Source organism: Pseudomonas protegens, assembly GCF_013407925.2.
Taxonomy (GTDB): domain Bacteria; phylum Pseudomonadota; class Gammaproteobacteria; order Pseudomonadales; family Pseudomonadaceae; genus Aquipseudomonas; species Aquipseudomonas fluorescens_AP.
Genome location: NZ_CP060201.1, coordinates 5680981 through 5695433, shown reverse-complemented (window position 1 = coordinate 5695433; position 14453 = coordinate 5680981). Strand labels below are relative to the sequence as shown.

General features: G+C 61.1%; 12 protein-coding genes. All 12 read left to right on the top strand.

Translation table 11 applies throughout. From position 1 onward, the window contains the following. Positions 1-305 precede the first annotated feature (305 nt). The 12 genes from GGI48_RS26360 to nuoC all read left to right on the top strand — a co-directional run bounded on the left by GGI48_RS26360 (position 306) and on the right by nuoC (position 14452). The gene (locus GGI48_RS26360; protein ID WP_179600761.1) at positions 306-2531 is read left to right on the top strand and encodes an NADP-dependent isocitrate dehydrogenase; all 2226 of its coding nucleotides are present in this window, start codon (positions 306-308) and stop codon (positions 2529-2531) included. Between the two features lie 162 nt (positions 2532-2693). After that, on the top strand, positions 2694-3140 hold the full coding sequence (locus GGI48_RS26355; protein ID WP_179600759.1) for an NUDIX hydrolase: 447 nt from the start codon (positions 2694-2696) through the stop codon (positions 3138-3140). Between the two features lie 71 nt (positions 3141-3211). Then, the gene (gene mnmA, locus GGI48_RS26350) at positions 3212-4345 is read left to right on the top strand and encodes a tRNA 2-thiouridine(34) synthase MnmA (RefSeq protein ID WP_179600756.1); all 1134 of its coding nucleotides are present in this window, start codon (positions 3212-3214) and stop codon (positions 4343-4345) included. Further along, the gene (hflD, locus tag GGI48_RS26345; protein WP_011062179.1) at positions 4342-4965 is read left to right on the top strand and encodes a high frequency lysogenization protein HflD; all 624 of its coding nucleotides are present in this window, start codon (positions 4342-4344) and stop codon (positions 4963-4965) included. The genes mnmA and hflD overlap by 4 nt, the downstream gene beginning before the upstream one ends. A gap of 119 nt (positions 4966-5084) precedes the next feature. Beyond that, on the top strand, positions 5085-6455 hold the full coding sequence (purB, locus tag GGI48_RS26340; protein ID WP_179600754.1) for an adenylosuccinate lyase: 1371 nt from the start codon (positions 5085-5087) through the stop codon (positions 6453-6455). A gap of 83 nt (positions 6456-6538) precedes the next feature. Beyond that, a complete protein-coding gene (locus GGI48_RS26335; protein WP_016964774.1) occupies positions 6539-7705 on the top strand; it encodes a cupin domain-containing protein in 1167 nt (388 codons plus the stop codon). Next, positions 7698-8120 (top strand): GNAT family N-acetyltransferase, encoded by a 423-nt coding sequence (locus GGI48_RS26330; RefSeq protein WP_016964775.1) that lies wholly within the window; start codon positions 7698-7700, stop codon positions 8118-8120. Before GGI48_RS26335 ends, GGI48_RS26330 begins: the two co-directional genes overlap by 8 nt. Positions 8121-8294: 174 nt before the next feature. Then, a complete protein-coding gene (locus GGI48_RS26325) occupies positions 8295-9050 on the top strand; it encodes a secretin N-terminal domain-containing protein (RefSeq protein ID WP_179600752.1) in 756 nt (251 codons plus the stop codon). Positions 9051-9564: 514 nt separating this feature from the next. Then, positions 9565-10890: an isocitrate lyase gene (gene aceA / locus GGI48_RS26320; protein WP_016964777.1), complete on the top strand. Its 1326-nt coding sequence runs from the start codon at positions 9565-9567 to the stop codon at positions 10888-10890. A gap of 611 nt (positions 10891-11501) precedes the next feature. Continuing rightward, the gene (locus GGI48_RS26315; RefSeq protein WP_011062185.1) at positions 11502-11915 is read left to right on the top strand and encodes an NADH-quinone oxidoreductase subunit A; all 414 of its coding nucleotides are present in this window, start codon (positions 11502-11504) and stop codon (positions 11913-11915) included. 10 nt (positions 11916-11925) lie between these two features. Further along, complete coding sequence (locus GGI48_RS26310; RefSeq protein ID WP_011062186.1) at positions 11926-12600, top strand: NuoB/complex I 20 kDa subunit family protein; 675 nt, start codon at positions 11926-11928, stop codon at positions 12598-12600. A 70-nt stretch (positions 12601-12670) separates the two neighbouring features. Then, positions 12671-14452 carry an NADH-quinone oxidoreductase subunit C/D gene (gene nuoC, locus GGI48_RS26305; protein ID WP_016964778.1) on the top strand — a complete coding sequence of 594 codons (1782 nt, stop codon included), beginning with the start codon at positions 12671-12673 and terminating at the stop codon, positions 14450-14452. The last annotated feature ends 1 nt before the right edge of the window (position 14453 follow it).

Genomic DNA, 14453 nt, shown 5'->3' with positions numbered 1-14453 from the left:
CCAATGGACGAGCACCGGTACCTATGAAGCACCGGCGCTTTGCTAGCTACCTATGTATAATGCCGCCGCTGACCACAGAGTCACGACGGCCGAACGCTCTGCTACCGAAGAAAACAAGCCGAGACTGGCCGCCCAAAGCCGGGTTGTTACCGCAGCCCACCCGCTTGACGCTCGACTGATGCACCCAACATCACCGCGAAGAAACCTCGACATTCGGCTCATGGATGACCTTTGAACGAAAGCGCTTACCCGGCGCACCTCGAGTTTCTGCGCACGCTTTAGCAAAGAAGAGAGTTAATCCGAATATGCCCACCCGCTCGAAGATCATCTACACCTTCACCGACGAAGCCCCGGCCCTCGCCACCTATTCCCTGCTGCCTATCGTAGAAGCCTTCACCGCTTCGGCTGATATCGCCGTGGAAACCCGCGACATCTCCCTGGCCGGCCGCATCCTCGCCAGCTTCCCTGAGCAGTTGGGTGCCAAAGCGGTACCGGACCACCTCGCCGAACTGGGCGAACTGGCGGTCACCCCGGAAGCCAACATCATCAAGCTGCCGAACATCAGCGCCTCGGTGCCGCAGCTGCAGGCCGCGATCAAGGAACTGCAGGCCCAGGGCTACGCCCTGCCGGACTACCCGGAAACCGTGACCTGCGACGCCGACAAAGACGCCAAGGCGCGTTACGACAAGGTCAAGGGCAGCGCCGTGAACCCGGTTCTGCGTGAAGGCAACTCCGACCGCCGCGCTCCGCTGTCGGTGAAGAACTACGCGCGCAAGCACCCGCACAAGATGGGCGCCTGGGCCAAGGACTCCAAGTCCCACGTTGCCCACATGAGCAACGGCGACTTCTACGGCAGCGAAAAAGCCGCCCTGATCGAAGCCGCAGACAGCGTCAAGATCGAGCTGATCGCCCAGGACGGCACTGCCACCGTCCTGAAGGAAAAGACCACCGTGCAAGCCGGTGAGATCCTCGACTGCGCCGTGATGAGCAAAAAGGCCCTGCGCGCCTTCATCGCCGCTGAAATCGAAGACGCCAAGAAGCAAGGCGTACTGCTGTCGGTGCACCTCAAAGCCACCATGATGAAAGTCTCCGACCCGATCATGTTCGGCCAGATCGTTGCCGAGTTCTATCAGGACGCCCTGAGCAAGCACGCCGCCGTCCTGCAAGAAATCGGTTTCAACCTGAACAACGGTATCGGCGACCTGTACGCCCGCATCAAGGCCCTGCCGGCCGAGCAGCAAGCTGCGATCGAAGCCGACATCCAGGCCGTCTACGCTGCCCGCCCTGCCCTGGCCATGGTCAACTCCGACAAAGGCATCACCAACCTGCACGTGCCGAGCGACGTGATCGTCGACGCCTCGATGCCGGCCATGATCCGTGACTCCGGCAAGATGTGGGGCACCGACGGCCAGCTGCACGACACCAAGGCAGTGATCCCGGACCGTTGCTACGCCACCATCTACCAGGCCGTGATCGAAGACTGCAAAGCCAACGGCGCGTTCGATCCGACCACCATGGGCAGCGTGCCGAACGTTGGCCTGATGGCGAAAAAAGCCGAAGAGTACGGCTCCCACGACAAGACCTTCGAAATCAAGGCTGACGGCGTGGTTCGCGTGACCGACAGCCATGGCAAGCTGCTGCTGGAGCAGAAAGTCGAAGCCGGCGACATCTTCCGCATGTGCCAGACCAAGGACGCGCCGATCCAGGACTGGGTCAAGCTGGCCGTCAACCGTGCACGCGCTAGCAGCACCCCGGCCATTTTCTGGCTGGACCCAATGCGTGCCCACGACGGCGTGATGATCGAGAAAGTTCAGGCCTACCTGAAGGATCACGACACCAGCGACCTGGACATCCGCATCATGTCCCCGGTCGAAGCCATGAAGTTCACCCTGGCCCGGACCCGCGACGGCAAGGACACCATCTCGGTGACCGGCAACGTTCTGCGCGATTACCTGACCGACCTGTTCCCGATCATGGAACTGGGCACCAGCGCCAAGATGCTGTCGATCGTGCCGCTGATGAACGGTGGCGGCCTGTTCGAAACCGGCGCCGGCGGTTCGGCTCCGAAGCACGTACAACAGCTGCTGGAAGAGAACTTCCTGCGCTGGGATTCCCTGGGTGAGTTCCTGGCCCTGGCCGCTTCCCTGGAGCACCTGGGCAACACCTACAACAACCCTAAAGCCCTGGTACTGGCCAAGACCCTGGACCAGGCTACCGGTCAGTTCCTCGACAACAACAAGTCGCCATCGCGCAAAGTCGGCAACATCGACAACCGCGGCAGCCACTTCTACCTGGCGCTGTACTGGGCACAAGCCCTGGCCGCCCAGACCGAGGACGCTGCCCTGCAAGCGCAGTTCAGCCCTCTGGCCAAGACCCTGACCGAGAACGAAGCGACCATCGTCGCCGAGCTCAACGCCGTACAGGGCAAGCCTGTGGACATCGGCGGCTACTACAGCGCCAACCCTGAGCTGGTGAGCCAGGCCATGCGCCCGAGCGCCACCCTCAACGCAGCCATTGCTGCGCTGGTGTAAGCACGAGCGAACACACAAACCCCGGCCCCGCGCCGGGGTTTGTGCTTCTGGATGGCGCAGGAGCCGGCTGGCCGGCGAAATGCACCCACACCAAACAGGCGTCGCTCGCTTCGCCGGCAAGCCGGCTCCTACAATACTGCCCCCTTATAAAGGAGTGCCTTTATGGAATGGCAACCTCATATCACTGTCGCCACCATCGTCGAGGATCAGGGACGCTTTCTGTTCGTCGAGGAGTACTCGGGCGAACAGGCCGTGCTCAATCAGCCTGCCGGGCACCTGGATGCCAATGAGAGCCTGCTCCAGGCGGCCATCCGCGAAACCCTGGAGGAAACCGGCTGGGACGTGGAGCTGACCGGCGTGGTCGGCATCTACCTCTATACCGCCCCCAGCAACGGCGTGACCTACCAACGCGTGTGCTTTGCCGCCAAGCCGCTGCGCCACCGTCCGGACTATCAGCTGGACGACGGCATCATCGGCCCGCGCTGGCTGACCCGCGACGAGTTGCTGGAACAGCGAGCCAATTGGCGCAGCGAGCTGATCCTGCAGTGCCTGGACGATTACCTGGACGGCCAGTTGCACAGCCTGGCACTGATCCGACCCATGCTTTAACCGCAGTTTTAGCCTTGCAGGCCTCAGCCTGTTAGAATCGCGTCCTTTTTCAAGACACCCGTTGAATTCCTATGCGTGATCCAGCCTCTTCTGACACCCAAAAGAAACGCGTCATTGTCGGCATGTCCGGCGGCGTAGATTCTTCCGTTTCCGCCCTCCTGCTGATGGAACAGGGATACCAGGTAGAAGGCCTGTTCATGAAGAACTGGGAGGAAGACGACGGCACCGAATACTGCACCGCCATGGATGACCTGGCCGACACCCAGGCCGTGTGCGACAAGCTGGGCATCAAGCTGCACACCGCCAACTTCGCCGCCGAGTACTGGGACAACGTGTTCGAGCACTTCCTGGCCGAATACAAGGCCGGCCGCACGCCGAACCCGGACATCCTGTGCAACCGCGAAATCAAGTTCAAGGCCTTCCTCGACTACGCCATGATGCTCGGCGCCGACCTGATCGCCACCGGCCACTATGTACGCCGTCGCGACATCGACGGCCGCACCGAACTGCTCAAGGGCCTGGACCCGAACAAGGACCAGAGCTACTTCCTGCATGCCGTCGGCGGCGAGCAGATCGCCAAGACCCTGTTCCCGGTGGGCGAGCTGGAAAAACCCGAAGTACGCGCCATCGCCGAGAAACACGACCTGGCCACGGCAAAGAAGAAAGACTCCACCGGTATCTGCTTTATCGGTGAGCGGCGTTTCAGCGACTTCCTCAAGCAGTACCTGCCGGCCCAACCCGGCGAGATCAAGACCACCGAAGGTGAAGTCATCGGCCGCCATCACGGCCTGATGTACCACACCATTGGCCAACGCCAGGGCCTGGGCATCGGCGGCCTGAAAGACGCCGGTGAAGAGCCGTGGTACGTGCTGATCAAGGACCTGGAGCACAACGAGCTGATCGTTGGCCAGGGCAACGATCATCCATGGCTGTTCTCCCGCGCCCTGCTGGCTTCCGACATCTATTGGGTCAACCCCATCGACCTGAGCCAGCCACGGCGCCTGACCGCCAAGGTGCGCTACCGCCAGAGCGACCAGCCCTGCACCCTGGAAAAAACCGCTGACGGCTACCGCGCCACCTTCGACGACCCGCAGCGCGCCGTCACTCCCGGCCAGTCCGTGGTGTTCTACGACGGCGAGATCTGCCTTGGCGGTGGCGTGATCGAAGTGGCCGAACCCTGGAGCAGCAAGGACCTTCGCCCATGAGCCCGATTCAGGAGCAACTGACGGCGCTGGGCGGTGTATTCCTCGCAGCGGTGCTGGTGGACCGCATCGCCAAGACCGGCCAGGTCAGCGAAGCCGCCTTGAGCTGCATGCTCGGCAGCCTGCTGATACGTGATCCGAAGGACACCCTGGAAGTCTATGGCGGCGACGACATCAACCTGCGCGAAGGCTATCGCGCTCTGATCGGCGCCCTGGAACGCGACCCCAGCACCCTGCAACGCGAACCCTTGCGCTACGCCCTGTCGATGCTCGGCCTGGAGCGCCAGCTGGCCAAGCGCGACGACCTCCTGGAAACCATCGGCAAGCGCCTGCCGCAGATCCAGTCCCAGGTCGAACACTTCGGCCCGGCCCACGAAAACGTCATTGCCGCGTGCGGCGGGCTGTACCAGGACACCCTGAGCACCCTGCGCCAGCGCATCCAGGTGCATGGCGACATGCGCAACCTGCAGCAGCCGAGCAATGCCTCGAAGATCCGCGCCCTGCTGCTGGCCGGCATCCGCTCCGCACGCCTGTGGCGCCAGCTGGGCGGCCATCGCTGGCAACTGGTAATCAGCCGGCGCAAATTGCTCAAAGAACTCTATCCATTGATGCGCAGCAGCTGAGCTGCGCCTGATTTTTCAAGAGCTGCGCGTAAGACGCTGGTCAGTTGGCAACGGACCGGCGGATATTTTCATGTATGATACGCGCCCCATTTCGTTGCCCGACTGTCCGAGAACACCCCATGCAGCTCTCTTCGCTCACTGCGGTTTCCCCTGTTGACGGCCGCTACGCCGGCAAAACCCAGGCCCTGCGCCCCATTTTCAGCGAATACGGCCTGATCCGTGCTCGCGTCCTCGTTGAAGTGCGCTGGCTCCAGCACCTGGCCGCCCACAGCGCCATCAGCGAAGTGCCGGCGTTCTCCGCCGAAGCCAACGCCGTCCTCAATGCCCTGGCGGAGAACTTCTCCCTGGAGCACGCCGAGCGCGTCAAAGAGATCGAGCGCACCACCAACCACGACGTCAAGGCCATCGAGTACCTGCTCAAGGAACAAGCCGCCAAGCTGCCTGAGCTGGCCAACGTCAGTGAGTTCATCCACTTCGCCTGCACCAGCGAAGACATCAACAACCTGTCCCACGCCCTGATGCTGCGCGAAGGCCGTGATGAAGTGATGCTGCCGCTGATGCGCCAGACCGCCAACGCCATCCGCGAACTGGCGATCCGCTTCGCCGAAGTGCCGATGCTGTCGCGCACCCACGGTCAGCCGGCCTCGCCGACCACCCTGGGCAAAGAGCTGGCCAACGTCGTGTACCGCCTGGAGCGCCAGATCGCCCAGGTCGCCGCCGTGCCGCTGCTGGGCAAGATCAACGGCGCCGTGGGCAACTACAACGCCCACCTGTCGGCCTACCCGGACATCGACTGGGAAGCCAACGCCCGCGCCTTCATCGAAGACGAGCTGGGCCTGGCCTTCAACCCCTACACCACGCAGATCGAGCCGCACGACTACATCGCCGAGCTGTTCGACGCCATTGCGCGCTTCAACACCATCCTGATCGACTTCGATCGCGATATCTGGGGCTACATCTCCCTGGGCTACTTCAAGCAGCGCACCATTGCCGGCGAAATCGGTTCCTCGACCATGCCGCACAAGGTCAACCCGATCGACTTCGAAAACTCCGAAGGCAACCTGGGGATCGCCAACGCCCTGTTCCAGCACCTGGCGAGCAAGCTGCCGATTTCCCGCTGGCAGCGTGACCTGACCGACTCCACCGTGCTGCGCAACCTGGGCGTGGGCTTTGCCCACAGCGTGATCGCCTACGAAGCCAGCCTCAAAGGCATCAGCAAACTGGAGCTCAACGCTTCGAAGATCGCTGAAGACCTGGACGCTTGCTGGGAAGTGCTGGCCGAGCCGATCCAGACCGTGATGCGTCGCTACAACATCGAAAATCCTTACGAAAAGCTCAAGGAACTGACCCGCGGCAAGGGCATCAGCCCTGAAGCGCTGCAGACTTTCATCGACGGGCTGGACATGCCTGCCGCGGCCAAGGCCGAGCTCAAGCAGCTCACCCCGGCCAGCTACATCGGTAATGCCGCGGCCCAGGCCAAGCGCATCTGACCGACTGCTCGACCTTTTGACGCCCGGCCGCGCCGGGCGTTTTTATTCCTGCTAGAAAAGTAAACTTTTTCAATAGGTTACACATGAATCCTGACATTCCACTTCAACTTCTGGGCGGCATCACTGCACGGGAATTTCTGCGTGACTACTGGCAGAAAAAGCCCCTGCTGATCCGTCAGGCCCTGCCTGACTTCGAAAGCCCGATCGAACCCGACGAACTGGCCGGCCTGGCCCTGGAAGAAGAAGTCGAATCGCGCCTGGTGATCGAGAACGGCGAACGCCCCTGGGAACTGCGTCGCGGCCCGTTCGCCGAAGACGAGTTCAGCAAGCTGCCGGAGCGCGACTGGACACTGCTGGTCCAGGCCGTGGATCAGTTCGTCCCGGAAGTCGCCGAGTTGCTGGAGCACTTCCGCTTCCTGCCGAGCTGGCGCATCGATGACGTGATGATCAGCTTCGCCGCGCCAGGCGGTAACGTCGGCCCGCACTTCGACAACTACGACGTGTTCCTGCTGCAAGGCTTTGGTAAGCGCAACTGGAAGATCGGCCAGATGTGCGATTCCGAAAGCCCGCTGCTGCAGCACGCGGACCTGCGCATCCTCGCCGAATTCGAAGAGACCGAAAGCTGGGTCCTGGAGCCGGGCGACATGCTTTACCTGCCACCGCGCCTGGCCCACTACGGCGTTGCGCTGAATGACTGCATGACCTATTCGGTGGGCTTCCGCGCCCCAAGCGCCGCCGAAGTGCTGACCCACTTCACCGACTTCCTCGGCCAGTTCCTGCCGGACGAAGAGCGCTACACCGACGCCGACGTGCAACCGGTCAGCGATCCGCACCAGATCCAGCAGGACGCCCTCGACCGCCTCAAAAGCCTGCTGGCCGAGCACATGAGCGACGAGCGCCTGCTGCTGACCTGGTTCGGCCAATTCATGACCGAGCCGCGCTACCCGGAACTGGTGGTCGGCCCGGAACTGGAAGAAGACGACCTGCTGGGTAGCCTGGAACAGGGCGCGATCCTGATCCGCAACCCGAGCGCACGCCTGGCCTGGTCGGAAGTGGATGAAGACCTGCTGCTGTTCGCCAGCGGCCAGAGCCGCCTGCTTCCCGGTAAACTGCGCGAACTGCTGAAAATGATTTGCGCCGCCGACGCCCTGCATATCGACAACCTCGGCCACTGGCTGGCGGATGACGATGGGCGCGGCCTGTTGTGTGAACTGGTCAAGCAAGGGAGCCTGGGGTTTGCCGATGAATAAGATTCACGTACGTGTCGCAGACTGGCAAAAGGACAACGCCGAGATCCGGCGCATCCGTGAAGCCGTGTTCATTGCCGAGCAATCGGTTCCGCCCGAGCTGGAATGGGATGCCGACGACGACAGCGCCGTGCATTTCCTGGCCTTCGAAGGTGATTTTCCTATCGGGACCGCGCGCTTGCTGCCCGACGGCCATGTCGGCCGGGTTTCGGTGCTCAAGGACTGGCGCGGCCTCAAAGTCGGCGACGCGCTGATGCGCGCGGTGATCGACGAAGCCGAGAAACGCGGCCTGAAGCAGCAGATGCTCAGCGCCCAGGTCCAGGCCACGCCGTTCTACGAGCGCCTGGGCTTCTCGATTGTCAGCGAGGAATTCCTCGAAGCGGGCATCCCCCACGTCGACATGGTCCGCGGCGCCTGACCGACAAGCCCTAGCGGCAATGGCCAGAGCGAACGCCCCGCCATCCCCTTGCACCCACCAGGCGCAGGACCAGGATGCCGGGGCGTTTTGCCGTCTAGGATTCAACTTGCCTCACCCAAAGCCGACAAAGTGTCAAACTCAAGGCTTTCCCAGCTACTCGCGGAGATAACGGATATGTCCCTACGCACCTTGCTCACGACGCTGCTGCTGACCTTCAGCTGCTCGGTCATGGCCACCACCGAGATCGTGCCCCTCAACAACCGCACCAGTGCCGACCTGCTGCCGGTGGCGCAGAATTTTCTGGGCAAGGACGGCAAGGTCAGCGCCTATGGCAACCAACTGATCGTCAACGCCGAGCCGGGCAAGATCGCCGAACTGCGGGCCTTCATTGCCCAACTGGATACGGCGGCCAAGCGCCTGCTGATCACCGTCGACACCAATGAAAACAACTTCCAGGACAACCAGGGGTATTCGGTCAACGGTGCGCCGCAAACCCGGATCATCAATCGCAGCACCGAGAGCCGCGACGGTGGCATCCAGCAGATCCAGGCCAGCGAAGGCGTGCCGGCGCTGATTCAGGTCGGCCAGAGCGTGCCCCTGACCACCACCCAGATCGATCCCTACGGTCGCCCGCAAAACCAGACCCAGTACCGCAACGTCACCCAGGGTTTCTATGTCACCGCCAGCGTCACCGGTGAAACCGTACACCTGAGCATCAGCACCAATCGTGACCGCATGAGCCAGGAACGTCCCGATGTAGTGAACGTGCAAAGTACCGACACAACCGTCAGTGGCCGCCTCGGCGAGTGGATCACCCTGGCCGGGGTCAATCGCCAGACCCAGGCCGACAGGCAGGCTCTGGGCCGCAGCTATTCGACCCAGGGCCGGGATGACATGACCTTGCGGGTCAAGGTCGATGCGTTGGACTAAAGCACCAAAAACTGACTGATTAGTCGTATTAGACCAAAGATGTAGTGGCGCAAAAAAAGCACTACAAAACATTTGACGGGCCAAAAAACCGCGGGCATGATGGCCTCGCTCCCGCTAATCAGGGGCCCTGGCAAGGGCCTTCGGATCGCCGCTCTAACCTACCCAACCGAGCCGATTCGTGTCTGTACTGCCCACAAGGTGTGTTTGACGAGATTGCGACTGGAACGAAGTTGTCCCGAGGGACGGAAGCGTAATTAGGTCGATCGGCAACACACTGTTGGAACGCACCCAGGCCCACGACGCCCGAATGCGCACCGCAGCGCGCCTTCACCTGCTCACTTTTCCCCTCGAGCCCATCGTTCACCCGTCGCCATCCCCGCCATACACCCTCGACCGCCTAAGCTTCCTGGTCAGCGAGCAGCCTTCCACGCAGCGTTATGACGCGTGATCGGCGGAGCCGGAATTTTCCAACCAAGAACGACTTTTTACACAAGACGCGACGAGGTTTATCTCCATGGCACTGACACGCGAACAGCAAATTGCAGCCCTTGAAAAAGACTGGGCTGAAAACCCGCGCTGGAAAGGCGTGACTCGCACCTACTCCGCTGCCGACGTGGTCCGTCTGCGTGGTTCGGTTCAACCCGAGCACACCCTGGCACGCATGGGCGCCGAGAAGCTCTGGAACCTGGTCACCCAAGGTGCCAAGCCGTCCTTCCGTCCTGATAAAGATTTCGTCAACTGCATGGGCGCCCTGACCGGCGGCCAGGCTGTTCAACAGGTTAAAGCCGGTATCCAGGCTATCTACCTGTCGGGCTGGCAAGTGGCTGCGGACAACAACTCCGCCGAATCCATGTACCCCGACCAGTCGCTGTACCCGGTGGACTCGGTTCCAACCGTGGTCAAGCGCATCAACAACTCGTTCCGTCGTGCCGACCAGATCCAGTGGAAAGCCGGCAAGAACCCGGGCGACGAAGGCTACATCGACTACTTCGCGCCAATCGTGGCCGACGCTGAAGCCGGTTTCGGCGGCGTGCTGAACGCCTACGAGCTGATGAAGAGCATGATCGAGGCAGGCGCCGCCGGCGTTCACTTCGAAGACCAGCTGGCTTCCGTGAAGAAGTGCGGCCACATGGGCGGCAAGGTGCTGGTTCCAACCCAGGAAGCCGTACAGAAGCTGACCGCTGCCCGTCTGGCGGCCGACGTTGCCGGTGTACCGACCATCATCCTGGCCCGTACCGACGCCAACGCTGCCGACCTGCTGACTTCGGACTGCGACCCATACGACCAGCCGTTCGTGACTGGTACTCGCACCCAGGAAGGCTTCTACAAAGTGAAGGCCGGCCTGGACCAGGCGATTGCCCGCGGCCTGGCTTACGCGCCTTACGCCGACCTGATCTGGTGCGAAACCGCCAAGCCGGACCTGGACGAAGCCCGTCGTTTCGCCGAGGCGATCAAGAAGGAATATCCGGACCAGATCCTGTCGTACAACTGCTCGCCTTCCTTCAACTGGAAGAAGAACCTGGACGACGCGACCATCGCCAAGTTCCAGCGCGAACTGTCCGCCATGGGTTACAAGCACCAGTTCATCACCCTGGCTGGTATCCACAACATGTGGCACAGCATGTTCAACCTGGCGCACGACTACGCCCGCAACGACATGACCGCCTACGTGAAACTGCAAGAGCAGGAATTCGCTGACGCCGCCAAAGGCTACACCTTCGTGGCGCACCAGCAGGAAGTGGGCACCGGCTACTTCGACGACATGACCACCGTGATCCAGGGTGGTTCGTCCTCGGTAACCGCCCTGACCGGCTCCACCGAAGAAGAGCAGTTCCACTGATTCCAGGCCTCGCGCCGTGATCGAGCGGCCAATGCAGACCCGGTAAAACAACTGCATTGCTGTAAAGCTGACGCCCCGACTGGCTCGGGGCGTTTTTTTGCCCGCCAAACCTGTACCAGCCAGCTTGCCGGCGAACCGCCCCACGCCTACCGCCCCCCGTTGACCGAAAAACTCGCGGGCAAGCCGCCACCGACGTAAAAGCCGACAAAAATTGATCCAGAGCGGTGTTACCCAGAGTGAAACAGGTTAAAAGGTGCGCCCCTGCTACTTGCAGTAACAGGGATATAACAAGCAACTTTCCCACTCCCCGAAGGAAAGCAGATTAAAACAACACCTAAACAATATTGATTATCATTTAGGCGTTGTAACTTTCGTTGCAGCCGCAACAAAACATAATTAACAAAACCTCCCCTAATGCCCGCAGGCTGCGGCTTACGGGGCTACAGGGGTAAGCTATGTCCTTATTGCGATAAACAATTTCGCTTTAGAAATTTTACTTGCCCGGTGTTTAGCCATAAAATCAGCGCGATTGATTGCGCTGCGACATATCGTCACTGCTTTATTTCTTTATCAAGCTCAGAGACTCTTGCTCTCTGTTAAGGATTACCAGCATGCCCGAAGCGACAGGACTCATGGCCCACAACTGGGGCTTTGCCATTTTCCTTCTGGGTGTTGTCGGCCTTTGTGCCTTCATGCTCGGCGTCTCCAGCCTCCTCGGGTCAAAAGCCTGGGGCCGCAGCAAAAACGAACCGTTCGAGTCCGGCATGCTACCCACCGGTGGCGCCCGCTTGCGGCTCTCAGCCAAATTCTATCTGGTCGCGATGCTCTTCGTGATCTTCGATATAGAAGCCCTCTTTCTCTTTGCATGGTCTGTGTCCGTCCGCGAAAGCGGCTGGACCGGATTCGTCGAAGCTCTCGTTTTCATAGCAATTCTGTTGGCAGGTCTTGTCTACCTTTGGCGAGTGGGGGCTCTTGACTGGGCTCCGGAAGGTCGTCGTAAGCGGCAGGCGAAGCTAAAACAATGAGGCTTTGGCGATGCAATACAATCTCACCAGGATCGACCCCGATGCTCCTAACGATCAGTACCCGATCGGCGAACGGGAAACCGTTTCCGATCCGTTAGAGGATCAGGTTCACAAAAACATCTTCATGGGCAAGCTGGAAGACGTGCTGAGCGGCGCGGTCAACTGGGGGCGTAAGAACTCCCTGTGGCCGTACAACTTCGGTCTGTCCTGTTGCTACGTGGAAATGACCACCGCCTTCACGGCGCCCCATGACATCGCGCGCTTTGGCGCCGAGGTTATCCGGGCATCGCCGCGTCAGGCGGACTTCATGGTTATCGCCGGTACCTGCTTCATCAAGATGGCGCCGATCATCCAGCGCCTCTACGAGCAAATGCTCGAGCCCAAGTGGGTCATCTCCATGGGTTCGTGCGCCAACTCCGGCGGCATGTACGACATCTACTCCGTAGTTCAGGGGGTGGACAAGTTCCTGCCCGTGGACGTCTACGTACCTGGCTGCCCGCCCCGCCCTGAAGCGTTCCTGCAAGGCTTGATGCTCTTGCAAGAATCCATTGGCCAGGAGCGTCGCCCACTGTCCTGGGTCGTCGGTGATCAAGGCGTGTATCGCGCCGAGATGCCGTCGCAAAAGGAGCAGCGCCGCGAACAGCGTATTCAGGTCACCAACCTGCGCAGCCCTGACGAAGTCTGATCCAGATCTGTTCTGACAAAGAAACGACACTGGCTTCACTCTTTACGTTGACCGAAAGCGATAAAAAACCATGACTACAGGCAGTGCTCTGTACATCCCGCCTTATAAGGCTGACGACCAGGATGTGGTCGTCGAACTCAATAACCGTTTTGGCCCTGAGGCGTTCACCGCCCAGGCCACCCGCACCGGCATGCCGGTGCTGTGGGTTACCCGCTCCAAACTCGTCGAAGTCCTGACCTTCCTGCGTAACCTGCCCAAGCCGTACGTCATGCTCTATGACCTGCACGGCGTGGACGAGCGCCTGCGCACCAAGCGCCAGGGGCTGCCGGGCGCCGACTTCAGCGTGTTCTACCACTTGCTGTCGATCGAACGTAACAGCGACGTGATGATCAAGGTGGCGCTCTCCGAAGGCGACCTCAGCCTGCCCACCGTCACCGGTATCTGGCCCAACGCCAACTGGTACGAGCGTGAAGTCTGGGACATGTTCGGCATCGACTTTGCCGGCCACCCGCACCTGTCGCGGATCATGATGCCGCCGACCTGGGAAGGTCACCCGCTGCGCAAGGACTTCCCGGCCCGCGCCACCGAGTTCGACCCGTTCAGCCTCAATCTGGCCAAGCAGCAACTGGAAGAAGAAGCTGCACGCTTCCGTCCGGAAGACTGGGGCATGAAGCGTTCCGGCGCCAACGAGGACTATATGTTCCTCAACCTGGGTCCGAACCACCCTTCGGCCCACGGTGCCTTCCGCATCATCCTGCAGCTGGATGGCGAAGAAATCGTCGACTGCGTACCGGACATCGGCTACCACCACCGTGGTGCCGAGAAAATGGCCGAGCGCCAGTCCTGGCACAGCTTCATCCCTTACACCGACCGTATCGACTACCTCGGCGGGGTGATGAACAACCTGCCGTACGTGCTGTCGGTCGAGAAGCTGGCCGGCATCAAGGTGCCGGAGAAGGTCGACGTCATCCGCATCATGATGGCCGAGTTCTTCCGCATCACCAGCCACCTGCTGTTCCTGGGTACCTACATCCAGGACGTTGGCGCCATGACCCCGGTGTTCTTCACCTTCACCGACCGTCAGCGCGCCTACACCGTGATCGAAGCCATCACCGGCTTCCGTCTGCACCCAGCCTGGTACCGCATCGGCGGCGTCGCCCACGATCTGCCCCGCGGCTGGGAAAAGCTGGTCAAGGACTTCGTTGAATGGCTGCCCAAGCGCCTCGACGAGTACACCAAGGCCGCCCTGCAAAACAGCATCCTCAAGGGCCGGACCATCGGTGTCGCCGCCTATAACACCAAGGAAGCCCTGGAGTGGGGCGTCACCGGTGCCGGCCTGCGTTCCACCGGTTGCGATTTCGACCTGCGCAAGGCTCGCCCGTACTCCGGCTACGAGAACTTCGAGTTCGAAGTCCCGCTGGGTGCCAACGGTGACGCCTACGACCGCTGCATGGTTCGCGTCGAAGAAATGCGCCAGAGCATCAAGATCATCGACCAGTGCCTGCGCAACATGCCGGAAGGCCCGTACAAGGCGGATCACCCGCTGACCACGCCGCCGCCGAAAGAGCGCACCCTGCAGCACATCGAAACCTTGATCACGCACTTCCTGCAAGTTTCGTGGGGCCCGGTGATGCCGGCCAACGAATCCTTCCAGATGATCGAAGCGACCAAGGGCATCAACAGCTATTACCTGACGAGCGATGGCGGCACCATGAGCTACCGCACCCGGATCCGTACCCCAAGCTTCGCCCACCTGCAGCAGATCCCTTCGGTGATCCGCGGCAGCATGGTCGCAGACTTGATCGCGTACCTGGGTAGTATCGACTTCGTTATGGCCGACGTGGACCGCTAAG

Bases quoted from the DNA above. Each gene is read 5' to 3' on its own strand.
- GGI48_RS26360 (WP_179600761.1), top strand. From the start codon at position 306: ATGCCCACCCGCTCGAAGATCATCTACACCTTCACCGACGAAGCCCCG.
- GGI48_RS26355 (WP_179600759.1), top strand. From the start codon at position 2,694: ATGGAATGGCAACCTCATATCACTGTCGCCACCATCGTCGAGGATCAG.
- mnmA (WP_179600756.1), top strand. From the start codon at position 3,212: ATGCGTGATCCAGCCTCTTCTGACACCCAAAAGAAACGCGTCATTGTC.
- hflD (WP_011062179.1), top strand. From the start codon at position 4,342: ATGAGCCCGATTCAGGAGCAACTGACGGCGCTGGGCGGTGTATTCCTC.
- purB (WP_179600754.1), top strand. From the start codon at position 5,085: ATGCAGCTCTCTTCGCTCACTGCGGTTTCCCCTGTTGACGGCCGCTAC.
- GGI48_RS26335 (WP_016964774.1), top strand. From the start codon at position 6,539: ATGAATCCTGACATTCCACTTCAACTTCTGGGCGGCATCACTGCACGG.
- GGI48_RS26330 (WP_016964775.1), top strand. From the start codon at position 7,698: ATGAATAAGATTCACGTACGTGTCGCAGACTGGCAAAAGGACAACGCC.
- GGI48_RS26325 (WP_179600752.1), top strand. From the start codon at position 8,295: ATGTCCCTACGCACCTTGCTCACGACGCTGCTGCTGACCTTCAGCTGC.
- aceA (WP_016964777.1), top strand. From the start codon at position 9,565: ATGGCACTGACACGCGAACAGCAAATTGCAGCCCTTGAAAAAGACTGG.
- GGI48_RS26315 (WP_011062185.1), top strand. From the start codon at position 11,502: ATGCCCGAAGCGACAGGACTCATGGCCCACAACTGGGGCTTTGCCATT.
- GGI48_RS26310 (WP_011062186.1), top strand. From the start codon at position 11,926: ATGCAATACAATCTCACCAGGATCGACCCCGATGCTCCTAACGATCAG.
- nuoC (WP_016964778.1), top strand. From the start codon at position 12,671: ATGACTACAGGCAGTGCTCTGTACATCCCGCCTTATAAGGCTGACGAC.